Annotated in this window: 16 protein-coding genes; 3 read left to right on the forward strand and 13 right to left on the reverse strand. The window is 57.9% G+C overall.

Annotated features, from left to right (window positions below; all coding sequences use genetic code 11):
* The 6 genes from mfd to Q7U71_09330 form a co-directional block, all read right to left on the reverse strand.
* Positions 1–2693 (reverse strand): transcription-repair coupling factor (gene mfd / locus Q7U71_09305; GenBank protein MDO9391953.1); only part of this gene is annotated, 2693 nt, incomplete at its 3' end.
* 61 nt (positions 2694–2754) lie between these two features.
* Positions 2755–3561 (reverse strand): ABC-2 family transporter protein, encoded by an 807-nt coding sequence (locus Q7U71_09310; GenBank protein MDO9391954.1) that lies wholly within the window; start codon positions 3559–3561, stop codon positions 2755–2757.
* Between the two features lies 1 nt (position 3562).
* Positions 3563–4354: an ABC-2 family transporter protein gene (locus Q7U71_09315; GenBank protein ID MDO9391955.1), complete on the reverse strand. Its 792-nt coding sequence runs from the start codon at positions 4352–4354 to the stop codon at positions 3563–3565.
* On the reverse strand, positions 4351–5334 hold the full coding sequence (locus tag Q7U71_09320; GenBank protein ID MDO9391956.1) for an ATP-binding cassette domain-containing protein: 984 nt from the start codon (positions 5332–5334) through the stop codon (positions 4351–4353). Before Q7U71_09320 ends, Q7U71_09315 begins: the two co-directional genes overlap by 4 nt.
* A gap of 185 nt (positions 5335–5519) precedes the next feature.
* Entirely contained in the window at positions 5520–7064 is a 1545-nt protein-coding gene (locus Q7U71_09325) for a type IV pilus twitching motility protein PilT (protein ID MDO9391957.1), read from the reverse strand.
* Positions 7065–7066: 2 nt separating this feature from the next.
* On the reverse strand, positions 7067–7537 hold the full coding sequence (locus Q7U71_09330) for a hypothetical protein (protein MDO9391958.1): 471 nt from the start codon (positions 7535–7537) through the stop codon (positions 7067–7069).
* Between the two features lie 73 nt (positions 7538–7610).
* Between Q7U71_09330 and Q7U71_09335 the strand changes: the two genes are divergently transcribed.
* Complete coding sequence (locus Q7U71_09335) at positions 7611–8702, forward strand: heparan-alpha-glucosaminide N-acetyltransferase domain-containing protein (GenBank protein MDO9391959.1); 1092 nt, start codon at positions 7611–7613, stop codon at positions 8700–8702.
* Positions 8703–8762: 60 nt separating this feature from the next.
* Here the strand turns inward: Q7U71_09335 and Q7U71_09340 are convergent, their stop codons facing one another.
* From Q7U71_09340 to Q7U71_09365, 6 genes are all read right to left on the reverse strand, one after another.
* Positions 8763–9293 (reverse strand): ferritin family protein, encoded by a 531-nt coding sequence (locus Q7U71_09340; protein ID MDO9391960.1) that lies wholly within the window; start codon positions 9291–9293, stop codon positions 8763–8765.
* Positions 9294–9440: 147 nt separating this feature from the next.
* The gene (locus tag Q7U71_09345; GenBank protein ID MDO9391961.1) at positions 9441–9848 is read right to left on the reverse strand and encodes a hypothetical protein; all 408 of its coding nucleotides are present in this window, start codon (positions 9846–9848) and stop codon (positions 9441–9443) included.
* Positions 9849–10032: 184 nt separating this feature from the next.
* The gene (locus Q7U71_09350) at positions 10033–10512 is read right to left on the reverse strand and encodes a cyclic nucleotide-binding domain-containing protein (protein ID MDO9391962.1); all 480 of its coding nucleotides are present in this window, start codon (positions 10510–10512) and stop codon (positions 10033–10035) included.
* 222 nt (positions 10513–10734) lie between these two features.
* Positions 10735–10926 (reverse strand): hypothetical protein, encoded by a 192-nt coding sequence (locus Q7U71_09355; GenBank protein MDO9391963.1) that lies wholly within the window; start codon positions 10924–10926, stop codon positions 10735–10737.
* 35 nt (positions 10927–10961) lie between these two features.
* Complete coding sequence (locus Q7U71_09360; protein MDO9391964.1) at positions 10962–12119, reverse strand: LysM peptidoglycan-binding domain-containing protein; 1158 nt, start codon at positions 12117–12119, stop codon at positions 10962–10964.
* Between the two features lie 22 nt (positions 12120–12141).
* Positions 12142–12420 carry a DUF1844 domain-containing protein gene (locus Q7U71_09365; GenBank protein MDO9391965.1) on the reverse strand — a complete coding sequence of 93 codons (279 nt, stop codon included), beginning with the start codon at positions 12418–12420 and terminating at the stop codon, positions 12142–12144.
* Positions 12421–12776: 356 nt separating this feature from the next.
* Here Q7U71_09365 and alr point away from each other — a divergent pair, with 356 nt between their 5' ends.
* Together alr and mazG are read left to right on the forward strand one after the other, a co-directional pair.
* Positions 12777–13928, forward strand: coding sequence for an alanine racemase (gene alr, locus Q7U71_09370; GenBank protein ID MDO9391966.1), 1152 nt, complete (start codon positions 12777–12779; stop codon positions 13926–13928).
* A 103-nt stretch (positions 13929–14031) separates the two neighbouring features.
* Complete coding sequence (gene mazG, locus Q7U71_09375; GenBank protein ID MDO9391967.1) at positions 14032–14871, forward strand: nucleoside triphosphate pyrophosphohydrolase; 840 nt, start codon at positions 14032–14034, stop codon at positions 14869–14871.
* Positions 14872–15045: 174 nt separating this feature from the next.
* On the opposite strand, the gene Q7U71_09380 is transcribed toward mazG, so the two are convergent.
* Positions 15046–16050 (reverse strand): OmpA family protein (locus Q7U71_09380; protein ID MDO9391968.1); only part of this gene is annotated, 1005 nt, incomplete at its 5' end.

Here is a 16050-nt window from a genome sequence, read left to right on the forward strand (position 1 = left end):
GCCCCCCGGATCTCCAGGTCCCTCAAAGCCAGTTGGAAGCCGGAGCCCAGCTCGGAAAGTTCTTCGATGATCCGAAGGCGCTTGCGGGCGATGTCGGTCATCTTGCCGCCCTTTGGCACCAGCATGTAGGCGTAGGCCCGCTTGCTGGAGCGGCCCACCCGGCCCCGCAGCTGGTAAAGCTGGGCCAGCCCGAAACGGTCGGCCCGGTTGATGATGATGGTGTTGACGTTGGGCATGTCCAGGCCGGATTCGATGATGGTGGTGGCCACCAGCACGTCGTAGCGCCGGGCGGTAAAGGCCAGCATCACGCTCTCCAGCTCCCGCTCGTCCATCTGGCCGTGGGCATAGGCGATCTCGGCCGACGGCAAAAGGCGCGACAGCAGGGCGGTCATGGCCCCTATTGACTGCACCCGGTTGTGAAGGAAGAACACCTGCCCGCCCCGGTCCAGCTCCCTTAAGATGGCCTCCTTGATCCGGGCCTCGTTCCAGGGCATCATCTCGGTCACCACCGCCAGCCGGTCCTTGGGCGGGGTCTCGATGTTGGAGATGTCCCGCACGCCCAAGAGCGACATGTGCAAAGTACGGGGAATGGGGGTGGCGGTCATGGTCAGCACGTCCACGTTCTGGCAGAACTGCTTTATCTTTTCCTTGTGGGCCACTCCGAACCGCTGTTCCTCGTCCACCACCAGCAGGCCCAGGTTCTTGAACTTGACGTCCTTCTGCAGCAGGCGGTGGGTGCCGATGGCGATGTCCACCCCTCCGGCCCCGATGGCCTTGACCGCTTCCTTGATATCGGCCGGACGGCGGAAGCGCGACAGCATCTCCACTTTGACGGGGTAGTCGGCCAGCCGTTCCTTAAAGGTCTGGTAATGCTGTTCGCAGAGCACGGTGGTGGGCACCAGCACCGCCACCTGCTTGTTGTCCATGGCCGCCTTGAAGGCCGCCCGCAGTGCCACCTCGGTCTTGCCGTAGCCCACGTCCCCGCACAGCAGCCGGTCCATGGGCTTGTCGGACTCCATGTCGGTCTTGATCTCGGCAATGGCCTTCAACTGGTCCGGGGTCTCCTGGTACATGAACGAGGCCTCCAGCTCCTTCTGCCACTGGGTGTCCTCGGAGAAGCGGTGGCCGGCCTGGGATTTACGCTGGGCATACAACGCCACTAATTCCCCGGCCATGTCCTTGGCCGCTTTTTTGACCCGGGCCTTGGTCTCCTCCCAGGCCTTGGACCCCAGCTTGGAGAGCACCGGCACGAAGCCTTCCTCTGAAGAATAGCGCTGCACCCGCTTCATGTGCTCGATGGGGACGTAGAGCTTGTCGTTGTCCCTAAAGAACAGCAGCAGGCATTCCGTCTTCTGCCCGTTCAGCTCCAGGTCCACCAGGCCCTTGTACTGGCAGATGCCGTAGTCCACATGCACCATGTAATCGCCGGACTTCAGGGTCTCCAGGCTGCGGATGGCGCTGCCCCCCTTGAAGAAGCGGCGGAAGCGGCGGTGGCGCTCCCGGGCAAAGATCTCCCGTTCGGTAATGGCGCAGATCTTCCCCTCGGGGAATATGAACCCGGCGTGCAGCCCGGCCACCTCCACCCCCTGGACCTTGGCCAAAGCCTCCGGGCTTATTATCTCCTTCAGCCGCCCCTGCTGTCCGGAATTATCGCATAGCAGGTGGGTGACGAAGCTTTCGGCCTCCAGCTTGTTGAGCTTTTGCTCCAGCAGTTCCAGGTTGGACATGAAGGGCTCCACCGGGCCGATGGATATCTTGACCTGGTTGGCCGGCTCGGCTCCCTCAAAACTGCCGAAGCCCGCTCCCGAGGTCATGATGATCCGGCTGTGCTCCTCCAGCCGGGCGGTGAGCTCCCTGGGTTCGGAGAATCTTTCGTCGGCCCCGAAATCAAGCACCTCCTCGGCCTCCTGCCGCCACTCCATCCCCACTTCCTGGGGCTCGTCCCACAACAGCAGGGAGTCTTTGGGGAAGTGGTCCAGCAGCAGCACCGCCCGGTTCAGGTCCTCCCGGCAGGGCAGTATCTTTGCCTTGTCCAGTTTCTGGTTGGATAGCTGGTCGGATAGCCCGAAGGTCCGCATCGAGGCCAGCGTTTCGTCCGATATCTCCAGCCTCAGGGGCTGGCTGTTACCCAGGGTGGCCACGTCGATGATGCTGCCCCGCACCGCGTACTCGCCGAAGCCGGACACCGCCGGCTGCCGCTCGTAACCTCCGGCCACCAGTTTGGAGATCAGTTCATCTCGGTCCAGTTTCTGCCCCAGCGCCAGATCCAGCCGGCCCTGGTTGAAATCGTGGGCCGCCATGGTCTTTTGCATCAAAGCCCGGGCGGAACTGATCACCACCCCCCGGGAGCCGGCAAAAAGATGCTCCAGCGATTCGATCCGGCTGCCCAGCAGTTCCAGGTCCGGCTCCCGCTCCTCGCCCGGCATCACGTCCCAGGCCGCCCAGTGTTTAATCAGACCGTCGCCCAGCAGGGCAGTAAGATTGTCCCGCTGGCGCTCGGCCTCCTCTTCGGTGGGCAGCAGCCATAAAAGGGGATGCTCCGTCCTTTCTAAAAGACTGCAGACTATCAGCGCCTTGCCGGTCTCGGCCGGCCCGGTCAGGCCCAGGCTGGAGCGGTCTGAAGGCAGCAGCTGAAACAGCTTTTTGAAGGAAGCGCTTTGACTGACGGATTGGGATATGGTTTGCCAGAACATGATAGTGTCTTTTGATTGAACGTTGATGTTTTTGGTATTGTGATTGACTGTTTGACTTTTCTCAGCTGCCGGTTGACCGGTAGTGCCGCACCCCGAATTCCCAAAGGTACAGCGAGGCCAGCAGGAACAGTACTCCCATGACCGGCGCCGTGGTTTGCAGCCATACCGGACTGTGGAATATAGCATCCTCCCGGCCCAGCAGCGCCACCACCGGCAGGTAGGTGACGCATCCCAGGGGAATGACGAAGATGAAGAAACGCTGGAACCATTTTTGGTAGATCTCCAGCGGATACTGGGTGGTCTGCACCCCGCCATAGGTGAACATGTTCATCACCTCCAGTGATTCCACCGTCCAGAATGACGCCGTGGCCTGAAAAACAAACAGAGCGTAAAACATGCAGGTGGCCCCGGTCAAGGCTGACAGCAGTATCAGCAGATGGGTCCAGTACCAGGCTACATTGACCGTCAGCATTCCCCAGGCCAATACTGCCGCTCCCTGGGCCAGCCGGCCGATCCGCAGCAATTGGAAATCACTGACCGACACCTGCAGCGCAGTACTGCGGGGGCGCAGCAGCAGGATATCAAAATCTCCTGATTTGACCAGGCGGGGAAATAGGTCAAACCCCCGGGCCGTTCCCTCGGCCACGGCAAATGAAATATGGGCTATCCCGTAAAACAGCAAAACTTCCGGCAGGCGCCACCCCCGGATCGAGCCGAACCGGTCAAACAGCGCCAAGATGACCACCGCTTCCAGCGCATGCAGCACCAATTGCCCGAATACCCGCATGATGAACGACGCCCGGTATTGCAGCTGGCTCCGCACGGCCTGCCTTGCATACCGGCCCCACAGTTTTATTGCATTGATCATTTCAACCTCCCTGGATGACGACCAATTTCAAGCCCCGCCGGAGCAGCAGGTGCCCGGCCAAGACGAAAAAGATGATCCACAGACACTGTCCCTGCATCAGGCGCGGCAACTCTCTGACCGGCAATTGCCCCAGGTAAAGCCGGAAGGGAATGTCCATCAGTCCCCGGAAGGGCAGGAAACTGACGATGGGTTGGGACCAGTCCGGCAGCAACGGCAGCGGAATGTAGGTGCCGGAGAAGAGAAAGGTGAAGACCATCAGCAGCTGGGAAAGTCCCTCGCCCGAAACGGTCCAGAAGAACAGGATATTCATGCAGACCACGATCGAGGTGCTGAGCAGGATGCCGAACAGCATTGCGATGGCAAATGCTATGGCAGCAGGGGACGAGGCCGGGGGCTGCAGCCCCAGGAACGGGATGGCGATCAGGAATATGGGAATGGAGCGCATGGTCATGGGCACAACCTTGGTGGCCAGAAACCTGGAGTACCACATCCCATAGAGCCTGACCGGCCTTATCAACTCGTACCCCACGCCGCCGTCCCTGATCATCTGCATCACATCCCGGTCGTTTGACCACGGCAGCACCAGCAGCATGGCCTGCCCCAGCCAGATGTAACTTATCACCTGCGGCAGGGTCATCGGTTTGGGTCCCGATGAAGAGTGGTACAAAGCCTGGTAAAGCATTACCAGGATCAGCCCCCAGAAAAGCTGGGTGCAAAAGCCGGCGACGGCCGCCGTCCGGTACTGGAGCATCACCGCACAGCGGGTTTTAAAGATGGCCCAGTAGGGTTTCATAGCGCCGCCCTGCCATATAATTTGGCGATGATCTCCTCGATCGGCGGGTTTTCCACAAAAAGATCCCGGATCTGGTGCGCCCCGGCGATCCGGTTGATCAGTTCCGTGATCGCAACCCGCTCCGGATCGAACCGCAGCCACACCCGGTGGCCTTCGCGTTTTATCAGCTCGGCATCGGGATCGCTCACCATCGCTCCGGCGTCTTCCATATCAACAATCAGCCGCCTTTCGGTGGTCACCAGTGACCGCAGCTGTTGCAGGGTGCCATCCATGAATATCTTGCCTTGGTTGATGACGATCACCCGCCGGCACAACGTTTCGATGTCATCCATGTCGTGGGTCGTCAGTATGACCGTCACGCCCTGTTCGCGGTTGATCCGGCCGATAATGTCGCGGATGGCCAGTTTGCTGACGGCATCCAGGCCGATGGTCGGTTCATCCAGGTACAGTATTTTGGGAGAATGCAGCAACACCGCCGCCAGGTCGCATTTCATCCGCTGTCCCAGCGAAAGCTGCCGCACCGGGACGTCCAGCAGGCTTTTCAGGTCGAGCAGTTCCACCGACCTGTCCAAATGGTTTTTATATTGGCGGTCGGGGATCCGGTAGATGTCCTTCAGCAGCTGGTAAGACTCTATCACCGGCAGATCCCACCAAAGCTGGGTTCGCTGCCCGAACACCACGCCGATGTGCCGCACCGATTCTATCCTTTCTTTCCAGGGTATGCGCCCCATCACCTCCACCCGGCCGGAATCCGGCACCATGATCCCTGAAAGGATCTTAACCGTGGTGCTTTTCCCCGCTCCGTTGGGGCCGATCAATCCCACCAATTCCCCCTGATCCAGGGAAAAATCAATTCCGTCAAGGGCATTGACGGTTCGATATTTTCTATGGACCAATCCTTTCACGGCTCCCATGAAACCGGTTGACCGTTCTGCCACCTGAAAGGTTTTGATCAATTTTTCAACCATGATTTGCGGCATAGGCTTCCTTATGGAATGTTTTTGTATCTTATGGTTATACCATATCCCGGAAAGATGATTTCAAGCAAACGCCGAAAGGCCAAGGCCCCGGAAGACCCGGGGTGTCTTGGCTGCGGCTTTGACTTTGTTTTATATGATCCCTGAAGATCCCTTGTTTTCTTGGCGGCAGGGAAAACTGAGGCTGCCTATTTCACATCATCGATGAAGGCCGTGCTGTGCCCGTCGCGTTTCAACTGGTTCAAAATATCCGGCTTGTCCAGCGCCTTCATGTAGGCCTCCCTGGCCTCAACTTTCTTCAGATTGACCAGCTCCATCAATGACTCGTTCAGGCTGACCATTCCCATCTTGCGGTTGGTCTGGATGATGGAAGGCAGCTGGTAGGTCTTGGATTCCCGGATCAGGTTGGAGACCGCCGGGATGCCCAATAATATCTCCATGGCCGCTATCCGGCCCCCGCCGATCTTCTTGCACAGGGTCTGGGAGACCACGCCCTTAAGCGATTCCGAAAGCATGATCCGGATCTGCTCCTGGCGGTCGGCCGGGAACTGCTCGATCACCCGGTCCACGGTGGAGGCGGCGGTGGAAGTGTGCAGGGTGCCGAAGACCAAATGGCCGGTCTCGGCGGTCTCGATGGCGATGGAGACCGTCTCCAGGTCGCGCATCTCGCCCACCAGCACTATGTTGGGGTCCTCGCGCAAAGCCGCCCGCAGGGCGTTCTTGAACGAAGCGGTGTGGGGTCCCACCTCCCGCTGGTTGATCAGGCACTTCTTGTTCTCGTGCACGAATTCTATCGGGTCCTCCAGGGTGATGACGTGCCCGGCCCGGGTGCGGTTGACCAGGTCCACCAAAGCGCAGAGAGTGGTGGACTTTCCCGAGCCGGTGGGTCCGGTCACCAGCACCAGCCCCTTGTTCAGGTTGCACAGGTTCTGGATGGCCATGGAGATGTTCAGGTCCTCCACCGTCACCACCTTGGTGGGGATCACCCGGAACACCCCGCCCATGCCCTTGCGGTCCAGAAATATGTTGACCCGGAAACGGGCCACCCCGGGGATCTCGTAGGCAAAATCGGTGTCGTTGTCGCCTTCAAAATCATCGCGGTAGCGCTTTTCCATTATCTGGTACAGCATCCGCTCTGCGGCGGCCGGGGTGGTCACCGGAAATTCATCCATCCGCTTGATGTCACCGTCGATCCGGAAGATGGGCTTTTCCCCGCTGGAGAGGTGCAGATCCGAGCCCTTGCGCTCCACCAGCAGTTTCAACAGTTTGTCTATTTCGGCTTCCCGGTATACCTTGGCATATTTGGATTCCTGCTGCTCGGACATGGTTTGGGCTGGGGCAGGAACCGGAGCGGCGGGAGCCGCCGGCCGGGGAGTTTCAGTTGCCGGTGGTTGAGACGGCGGGGGATTGAACGATTCCGTTACCACCGCCGCGGCCGGCACGAAGAGGGCCGAAAGATGCTGGCCCTGCATGGTCACCTTTCCCTGGTATTCCGCCCCCTGGGGGGACTTGTAGCTGAAGTCCACCGTGGGCTGGCTCATCAGTTTTTCCCGGATGTTCTCCGGCATGATCTCGGACAGCAGGCTCATCACCTCCTGCCGGGAGAATTTCTGCTTGGAGACCGATTGCAGCGATCCCCCTATGACGAACTGGGGCTCGGCCTCGCTGTTCAGCTGGAATTCAGCCGCCTGATAATCTGACATGGCTTTAAAGAAAGTGTCGATTCTGGCCATTTTCATCTCCTGGGAGTTACAAAGCTTATTTGCCGCTGGTTAATGATGTGCACCGTCTGCTCTGTCCGGAGCAAGAAGAATTTTTCCTCCTGGTTCAAAAAATCCACCAGCCGCGATTTGGCGGGCGGCAGTTCCACAAAGGCGTTCCCCTTCAGGGAATGTTGCTTGTTGAAATGGACCTCCATCGGCTCCTCCTTGGCCCCCATCCCCGAAAGGTCCTGTCCGGCCAGCTCGGCCTCGGCGCTGACCTCGATCTCCACGATCCGGTCCTTGTTCATCATCCGCACCGGAGGTTCGGCGTCCAGCCGAAGCACGAAAAAACGCTCCGGACTGTTCATGAATTCCAGCGCGGTTTCCGGGCCGCTGTGGTTCTTGGAGAACAAGCTCAGGAAAAGCTCGCCCTTGATCTCCTCGCAGTCGGTACAGCGGATGATGACCGGCACCTTCCTTTTTTCTACGGCCAGTTCCTGCATGGCTGTTGCTCCTCTTCGTTTTTTAGCGGAAATATTTTGACAGTTTGCCGCGGTTTGGGTATAATCATGTCTTATGAATAATAAAGACGCCTCAAAATTCAGGCTCATTCACATCGATTGGGCCAGGGGACTGGCCGTGATCCTGATGATCCAGACCCATGCCATAGACGCCTGGCTGGCGCCCCAGTACCGTTTGTACGCCTTTTTCGGCAAGTCCCAGCTGCTGGGAGGATTCCCCGCCCCGGCCTTCCTTTTCCTGGCCGGGCTGGCCATGGCCCTGGGCTACGGCAAAGTGGACAATTCGGATATGACGCTACTGCCCAAACTCTGGCTCTCGGTCAAACGCGGCCTGCAGGTGCTGGGGCTGGCAGTTTTGTTCCGCCTGCAGGAGTTCGTCCAGTGGACGGAGTGGCGTCAGTGGCATAAGATGTTTAAAGTGGACATCCTCAATACCATCGGGGTCTCCCTGATGGCGCTGGGCCTGTTGTTCTGGGCGGTCCGTTCAAACCGCTGGCGCCTGGTTCTTCTTTTGGCGGGGGCCTCCGCCCTGGCCGCCTTCACGCCATTGGTTCAGAATTCCACCACGGTCAAGTCCCTGCCCTGGCTGTTGGGCGAATACCTGGGCCGGCGTTTCGATTACGGATATTTCCCGATATTCCCCTGGCTGGCCTTCGCCTTCGGCGGAGCCGCAGTGGGCCTGCTGACCGCGGAATACAAACAGGACCGGAACAAAAGCATCTTCCTGAACCTGGGGCTGGCCGTCCTGGCCTGGGTCTTGATCATCGGGGGCAACCTTTGGGCCAAGCACGTCCCCCACGGGGCCGGATGGAGTTTCTGGCGCAACAGCCCGGAATATGCCGTCATCCGGATCGGGATCCAGATCCTGGTCCTGTCGGGCAGCTTCATGCTCTGCCTGCTCTTTAAGCCCCGGAGTTTTTCGCTGATGCGCCTGCTGGGGCGGCACTCCCTGCTGGTCTACTGGGTGCACATCACTTTGGTCTACGGCCGGCCGCTGTATTTCCTGAAACTCGAACTTGATCCCCGGCAGTCGCTGCTGGGTGTGGCTCTGTTGACCGCGGCCATGCTGGGCCTGGCCTGGCTGGCGGAGAACTGGAAAGGACTTTATGAAAGGACGAGCAGAGTTCCAAGATCAAGTGCAATATGAAGACCCATAGTAATTAGTGTCTTGGTGTCGCTTCGATAAACTCAGTGCACCGCTTTGTGGCTATGAGTTCATCCAGTTCCAGGTTTCGCTTTCCGAGCGCTCCAGCCAGTCGCCGTTGTTGGTCATGTAAGCATAGACGTTGGAGAGCGCCTCGTAATGCTTGGTCTCCTCGGTCATCAGGTGTTTGAAGAAATCCTTCTCCGGGCCGTCCACCGCTTCCTTCCACAGCTTTTCATACATCTTGTAGCTGTACCATTCCATGTCCATGGCCACCTTCATCCCCGAGGTGTTGTCCGGCTTCAGCTTTACCCCGTCCCGGTTGAGCTTGAGAAAAAGCTTCTTGATCCCGCTTTCCAGAAAGCCCGTCTTTTTTCCGGGCGGCACCGGCCAGGCCTGTCCCTGGATGATGGCGGCGTAGATCTCGTTGATCCGGCCGATGTGCTCCACCTCCTGCAGGGCCAGCTGGTCGTAAAGTTTTCTGGCCAGGATGTTCCCGGTCTTCTGGGACATCTTCAGGTAAAAGGCGCTGCCTTTGTGCTCCAGCTTCAGGGCGGCCTTCAGGGCCTTGGGCATGTTTCTTAGAGTTTTCATTTTTCTTCCTTATGGCGTTTGCGGCGCCGGTTCTGTTGGGCCTTGGCCCTTAAAGTGCAGAAATGTAACTGCTCTCAAATATACCCCAATGCCGGAATATAGTCAATCCCATTTGGCCTCTTTGACCCCTGGTTGCAGGGGCCTTTTTTATTCCGCCGGCTCGGCCTTCTCCACCTGCAAAATAAAACCTTCATCCTGCTTGACCCACTTCCCGACCAGCCTGAGGGTTTTACCCAGATAATCCGAGATCAGGGCCGGACGGTTCCTGGGCCCGCCGGGACGGGGCGGTGGCACCGAAATGGGCAGCCAGGGCTGGACCCGGATGCTGTTCCCCTGGCCGTCGCTGAGGGTCACCTTAAGGTCGGTGAAATAGTTGGCGCCCGCATTGCTCAGTTCGCCCTTTACTGCTATCAACTTATCGGCATACTTTTCCTGGTCTGCCGTCAGCTGGGAAAGTTTCAGCTTGAAAGGTTTTGAATTTCCCAGGCCCTGCCGGCAGCATCCGGCGGACAGCATAACAGCGGCCGCCATCGTTATAATCAGAAATTTTCGCATTTTTTCCTTTTTAAATGAGCGTTTAAGCACCAACCAGCAAATGCCGGATTATGGTCGTTTAGGTTATATCCCCCGAATTTGCCGTAAAATCATGTAAATCCTGTCTGCCCCCAGACCGCCCCCGTAAAAAACCAAAACGAGGCCGAAAAATCATTCAACCTCGTTTGGCAAAATTACATTGACCTTAGAAAGCCTTGGCCATGGCAAAAATGCTCTTCAGTTTTTCGTTGGTCTCCCGCAACCGGGAGGACAGTGTCTTGATGAAAACCGACAGCAGCTTGTAGGCCAGCTCTTTGTCCTCGGAAAGCATCTTTTTGAAATCCCTTTTGTAAATGGCCAGCAGCTTCACCGGACCCTGGTGGGCAATGGCCGCCGCCGAACGGGGGAAATCGTCGATCAGGGCCATCTCCCCGAAATACTCCCCGGGACGCAGTATCTTTAAGGCCTCCTCGCCCACCCCCGGCACCATGGTGGAGATCCGGACCTCGCCCTCGGTCACGATGTAAAAGGCGTCTCCGATCTCGCCCTCCTGGAAAACTGCCGCCTCCTTCTCATAGCTCTTGTCGTAGGCCAGGCCCATTATCTTTTCCAGCTCCGGCTGGGAGAGGTCGTTGAACAAGTAAACATTGCGCAACAACTCTGAACTTTTATTTACCGGGGACATAATACCTCTGTTGAAATGTTTAGGGGGGCCGGACTTAGAGTTTATCCTTAAATAAGCTTTGGGTTAGCATAAACGAGCGAAAAGCATGTGGTGAGTTTGTCGAACCATTGCCAGACGAGGAAAGCGAGTGAAGCGTATCCGCAGCGATACGGGGAATGAGCGTGACGTGGTATGGCGGGTTTGCAGCCGTTTATGCCCAAATTGTTATTTGGGGATAAGCTCTTAATCTATTTCCTGGATGGATAGCGCCCGCTTGATGTCCTCGTGCCCCAGAAATCCCAGTTCCACCAGGCACTCACCGATCTTCTTGCCCTCGCCCTGCATCTGATGGCGCCGGGCTTCGTTGATGTGCTCCACCGAGACGTATCCCAGCGAAACCAAAATCTCTCCGATCAGTTTTTTTTGTGCGGCCATTGTTGCTTGCTTTACCTCAGAGGTTTTATGTTTAGTTACTGCTGGAGTGGTACTTTTTTTATCAGCCGGATCCGGTCGCCGGTCTTGATGTCCTCTATGACAGAATTGTTGATGTAGGCCGAGCAGGTGGCCGGGCGGGGATTCAGCACCTGAATGCTGCCGATCACCCTTTCCAGCTTCTCAACCTTATCGCCTCCGGCCGGATTGGACATCTTGCCCTGCAGGCGGTAGATCTCAAAGATGTCGCCGATGCCGATGCCGTCGTCGGTCCCCTTGTCCAGGAAGACCACCCGGTAGGCGGTGGCCGCTTCGACCGGTGATTTGGTGGCCACGATGAAACCTTCCGGGGTCTTGGCCACGGTCAGCATGGGGTCTCCCATGGTGACTTTGGGAACATTGAATTTTTCGTAACGCTTGAGCATCTCCTTGCGGGAAATGGCTTCCATGCTGTGGATGATCTTGGCCTTGCCCGACTGCGGCCCCACCTCGGTCATCCGTACCAGGCCCACGATGGTCACGATCTTGCCCAGTTTCTGGCCGGTCTGGGGGTGGGAGACCTTGTCGCCTATGCGATAGATGGTCAGGGTATCGCCGACGTTAAGCCCGCTGTTGCTGCCGGCCGTTATGTAAACGATGTCGTTGGGCATCAGATAATCGCTGATGGGCTTGTCTGCGCCGTTGATGTACGCCAGGGGCTTTTCCTCTTCGGCCGTAATGTAGCCCGAGGAAAAGACCAGTTCCTCGGAGACCACCGGCACGATCAGTTTTTTGACCACCACCTGGCCGCCCGAGATTCTTACCGGACCGGCGGTCTGGGGCTCCGGTTCCGGTTCCGGCTCCGGCTCTGGTTCAGGTTCCGGGGCGGCCTGCACCTGGACCGGCGTGGTGTCAACCGCCGCCGGGGTTATCACCTTGGAGGTGTCCGGGGCGGCGGCCATGGCTTCCGGGGTCAGGGGAATGACCAGTTCCTGCCCGGGAAATATCCAATGCGGATCTTCGATCTTGTCTTTGTTGGCGTTATAGATTATGGGCCAGGATGCCGGGTTGCCGAGATACTGTTCGGCCAGGCCATGCAGTGTCTCGTCCAATAGAACGGTATGAGTGGTCTTGCCATCCTGCGCCTGGGCGGTTAAGCCACAAAAGGCCAAAACCGCAGCTGCGATAAGGAAAAACCCAAACCTCTTCTGGGACATGACGTTTTCCTCCTAAAAGTTTTTATTTCTTTACTTGCGAAGCCGCGGCGTATTTAAGCCGCAGCTCGTTAAGTATCTCCATGCACAACCGGTCCTCGGCCGGGGTCAGGTTTCCCCTGGTCTTTTCCTGCAGCAAGGTGATCGTGTCTATGTTGTGACAGGCCATGACCAGGTCGGTCTTCTTCTTTTGGTCCACCGGGTTGGGCACTTCGCCCAGGTTCACCAGGGCCGAAGTGGCCAGCATGTAGAACAGGGATTCCATGCTGGGCGAAGGCAATGAATTGTTTATAGGTTCTGTCATTTTGCTTAACTTGTGCTTTAATCTTAATTTTTATCACATTTTGACCTAAAAAGCAATAGTTATTTTTCTTTTTTTTAAATATTATTGCATCGCAGGCCATAAAAGTAGTAGAATATATGAAATACAGGTCAAATCATGGAGCCCCACGGGCGTAGCAGTGCTTGTACGCCGGAGTAGAGGTACATAGGCGTAGTACCAAGACCCTAGGTTACCTCGCCCAGGGCGGGGCTATCTGACTTGTGTAATCAACGACATCCGCCGAAGCATCTTTTATTTGTGCATTCATCCACCCCGATATATCGGGGTGGTATTCTGCGTAGGCGGATAAAATTTCCACTGTAAGGACACTTTAAAACATGCAAAAAACCGCGGCAAATGATCACCTGATCTGGGTTGAGCTCAGTCAAAAATCTTTGTTAAAAAATCTGCAGGCCTTCCGCGGCCTACTTGGTGACGGGACAAAACTTTGCCCGGTGGTAAAATCCAACGCCTACGGCCACGGAGCATTTCAGACCGCCCGGATGATCCAGGATTCCGGGCTGGCCGGCTGGCTGGCGGTCAACTCGGGGGACGAAGGATTGGAACTGCGCCGCCGGGGAATAAAGCTTCCGGTGCTGGTGCTGGGATACGTGCCCCTGGAAAGGCTGTCCGAAGCGGCGCTGCACGACCTGCGGCTGACGGTCTACAACCGGGAAACAGTGCTGAAGCTGAAAGCCCTGAAGACCAAAAAGAAAATATACCTCCACCTGAAATTGGAGACCGGCACCAACCGCCAGGGGGTGGACCTGAAAGGCGCGCTGCTGCTGGCCAAAATGATCAAGGGGTCAAAGAGCCTGGTGCTGGAGGGATACTCCACCCACTTCGCCAACATCGAGGACACCACCGACCGCGGCTTCGCCGGCCGGCAGTTACAGAGATACCACCAGATGCTGGCCGAGCTGGAGAAAAAAGGCTTTAAGGCGGCAGTAAATCACATCGCCTGCACCGCGGCCTCGCTGGTCTTTCCCCAGACCCGCCTCCAGCTGGCCCGGATCGGCATCGGGCTTTACGGGCTGTGGCCCTCGCGCGAGACCATGGTCTCGCTTAAGGAGCAGGGTTCGGAATTCAAACTGGAGCCGGTGCTGTCCTGGAAGACCAGGGTGGCCCAGGTGAAAACGGTGGCGGCCGGGGAATACATAGGCTACGGCTGCACCTTCAGGACCAGCCGCAAGACCAGGATCGCGGTGCTGCCGGTGGGCTATTACGACGGGTATGACCGGAAACTTTCCAACACCGCCTACGTGCTGATCAGGGGAAAGCGGGCCCCCATCCGGGGCCGGGTCTGCATGAACCTGTGCATGGCCGACATCACCGACATCCCCGGGGTCAAGCCGGAGGACGAAGTGGTGCTGCTGGGAAAGCAAGGCAGGGAGCAACTTTCCGCCGAACAGCTGGCCCAGTGGATCGGGACCATAAATTACGAGGTGGTGACCAGGATCAATCCCATGCTGCCAAGGGTGGTGGTGTGATCGAGTAAAATAATAACCAGTGCTTGTGCCTGCGATCAATAAAGAATCAAGAGTCCGGGTGCTGACAACAGGAACAACTTCCCAAAGGATATTTAAGCCAACCATGCCGATCAAAACGAAAAAAACGACAAACACTAAACTGCCAAACCGCAAACAGCCCCAAGGCAAACCGTTCTACGAACTGGTGGACATCTTCGCCCGACTGCGCGCCCCCGGCGGCTGCCCCTGGGACCGGGTCCAGACCCCCAAGACCCTCAAGCCCTACCTGCTGGAAGAGGCCTACGAGGTGCTGGAGGCCATTGACGAGAACGACCCGGTCAAAATGAAGGAGGAGCTGGGAGACCTGCTGGGCCAGATCATCTTCCATTCCCAGATGGCGGCCGAGAAAAAACTCTTCGACATCGACCAGGTGGCCGCCTGTCATGCGGAGAAGATGCGGCGGCGCCACCCCCACGTCTTTGCCCAGGGCCATGCCAGGGACGCCAAAGAAGTGCTGATGAACTGGGAGGAGATCAAGTACCAGGAGAAAAAGAACGTCCGGCGCTCGGCCCTGGACGGCATCCCCCGCCGCCTGCCGGCCCTGCTGAAGGCGCACCGGATCCAAGACAAGGCCGCCCGGCTGGGTTTTGACTGGGACCACATCGACGGGGCCTTCGCCAAGCTGGAGGAGGAGCTGGGGGAATTCTCCAAGGCCTACAGCAAGGGCAACAAAAAGGAGATCCAGGACGAGTTGGGAGACATCCTGTTCACTTTGGTCAACCTGTCCCGCTTTTTGAAGATCGATCCCGAGGACGCCCTGCGGCTGACATCGGAGAAATTCACCCGGCGCTTCAAGTACATTGAGCAGCAGCTGGCAAAGACCGGCAAGACCTTCAAGCAGAGCAGCCTGGAGGACCTGGAAGCCCTGTGGCAGCAGGCCAAGAAGCAGCGCCGGAAGAGCTAAAACGTCATTACGAGATGTCCCCCTGCCTTACTGGCGAAATAATCCGACTGGTTGCTTGTTGGACCGCTTCGTTTGAAATCCCATGAAGCCGCGCTCGCGGTGACCGTTATTGGTATAATATAAAGAGCCCCGCTGTAAACAGCGGGGCTCTTTATTATGCCGTGTTAAGCTTGCTTATTCTACGAAGGAAACTTCCACCTTGGTGTTGAGGGCCCGGGCGGCATTGGTCTTGCCGGCGGGGGTGACCAACTGGCCAACGGTGGTGATGCGGGCGGCGTCGATGGTGGCTTTGACCAGCTCGGCCCGGATGGCATCAGCTCTCTGGGTGGCTAAGGTCTGGTTCATCTTCTTGCCACCGACCCGGTCGACGTTGGCAGTGATGACCACCTTGGCCTTGGGATTGTCCTGGATCATCTTGACCAGGGCTTCCACGTTGACGGTCTTGATCATGGCCTTGTTGGCGGCGGTCCACACGACCTCAACCGGAACCACTGCGCCCTTCTTCAGCATGGCGAAGTCATTCATGGCGGTGCCCTTCTCGGTGATGGCGATGGTGGCCATCTTGTCGAAGTAGCCGGCCGCGGTGACGGTGGCGGTGTAGTTGCCGACCTGCAGGTTGGCATTGTAGGCTCCGGCGACGACCTTGGCGGTCTCGGCCTTGGGTCCGGCAAAGGCTATGCTGGCTTCAACCGGGGCTCCCATGGCATCCTTGACCATGCCCTTGGCGGCGCCCATCGGGATGGGCTTCAGATCCAAAGCAAAGTCCTGGACGGCCGGGGTCTTCTTGTTCTTCTTGGTCAGGATAATCGAGGCGCTCTTGACGATGTACAGCTTGGCATCGGCCTTGATCTCCATCGGGGCCTTGGTGATCGGCAGGCCGGCCAGGGTGTAGGCGCCGGTGGCGGGATCGGTGTTGGCGGTCAGTCCGCCGGCGGTGATGGTGGCGGCCAGGCCCTTGCCCTTGGCATCGGTGACCTTACCCGAGATGCTGGCGGTGGGGGCGACCTTGGGTCCGGCGGTCTTCACCGGGGCATAGCTCAAACCGGCGATGATCTGCCAGTCCTGCTGCCTGGTCAACCAGGGCAGGGTGCTGTCCTTGGTCTGAAGGTTGTAGTCGAAGGCTGCGTCGATGTGCATGCCGAAGGGGAAGGAAACGCGCACGCCAGGGGTGACCCACAG

It is taken from the genome of bacterium, from assembly GCA_030655055.1.
Classification (GTDB): domain Bacteria; phylum Edwardsbacteria; class AC1; order AC1; family EtOH8; genus UBA5202.

Coding starts and splice junctions, on each gene's coding strand:
- Q7U71_09310 (MDO9391954.1), bottom strand. CDS start 3,561: ATGATCAATGCAATAAAACTGTGGGGCCGGTATGCAAGGCAGGCCGTG.
- Q7U71_09315 (MDO9391955.1), bottom strand. CDS start 4,354: ATGAAACCCTACTGGGCCATCTTTAAAACCCGCTGTGCGGTGATGCTC.
- Q7U71_09320 (MDO9391956.1), bottom strand. CDS start 5,334: ATGCCGCAAATCATGGTTGAAAAATTGATCAAAACCTTTCAGGTGGCA.
- Q7U71_09325 (MDO9391957.1), bottom strand. CDS start 7,064: ATGGCCAGAATCGACACTTTCTTTAAAGCCATGTCAGATTATCAGGCG.
- Q7U71_09330 (MDO9391958.1), bottom strand. CDS start 7,537: ATGCAGGAACTGGCCGTAGAAAAAAGGAAGGTGCCGGTCATCATCCGC.
- Q7U71_09335 (MDO9391959.1), top strand. CDS start 7,611: ATGAATAATAAAGACGCCTCAAAATTCAGGCTCATTCACATCGATTGG.
- Q7U71_09340 (MDO9391960.1), bottom strand. CDS start 9,293: ATGAAAACTCTAAGAAACATGCCCAAGGCCCTGAAGGCCGCCCTGAAG.
- Q7U71_09345 (MDO9391961.1), bottom strand. CDS start 9,848: ATGCGAAAATTTCTGATTATAACGATGGCGGCCGCTGTTATGCTGTCC.
- Q7U71_09350 (MDO9391962.1), bottom strand. CDS start 10,512: ATGTCCCCGGTAAATAAAAGTTCAGAGTTGTTGCGCAATGTTTACTTG.
- Q7U71_09355 (MDO9391963.1), bottom strand. CDS start 10,926: ATGGCCGCACAAAAAAAACTGATCGGAGAGATTTTGGTTTCGCTGGGA.
- Q7U71_09360 (MDO9391964.1), bottom strand. CDS start 12,119: ATGTCCCAGAAGAGGTTTGGGTTTTTCCTTATCGCAGCTGCGGTTTTG.
- Q7U71_09365 (MDO9391965.1), bottom strand. CDS start 12,420: ATGACAGAACCTATAAACAATTCATTGCCTTCGCCCAGCATGGAATCC.
- alr (MDO9391966.1), top strand. CDS start 12,777: ATGCAAAAAACCGCGGCAAATGATCACCTGATCTGGGTTGAGCTCAGT.
- mazG (MDO9391967.1), top strand. CDS start 14,032: ATGCCGATCAAAACGAAAAAAACGACAAACACTAAACTGCCAAACCGC.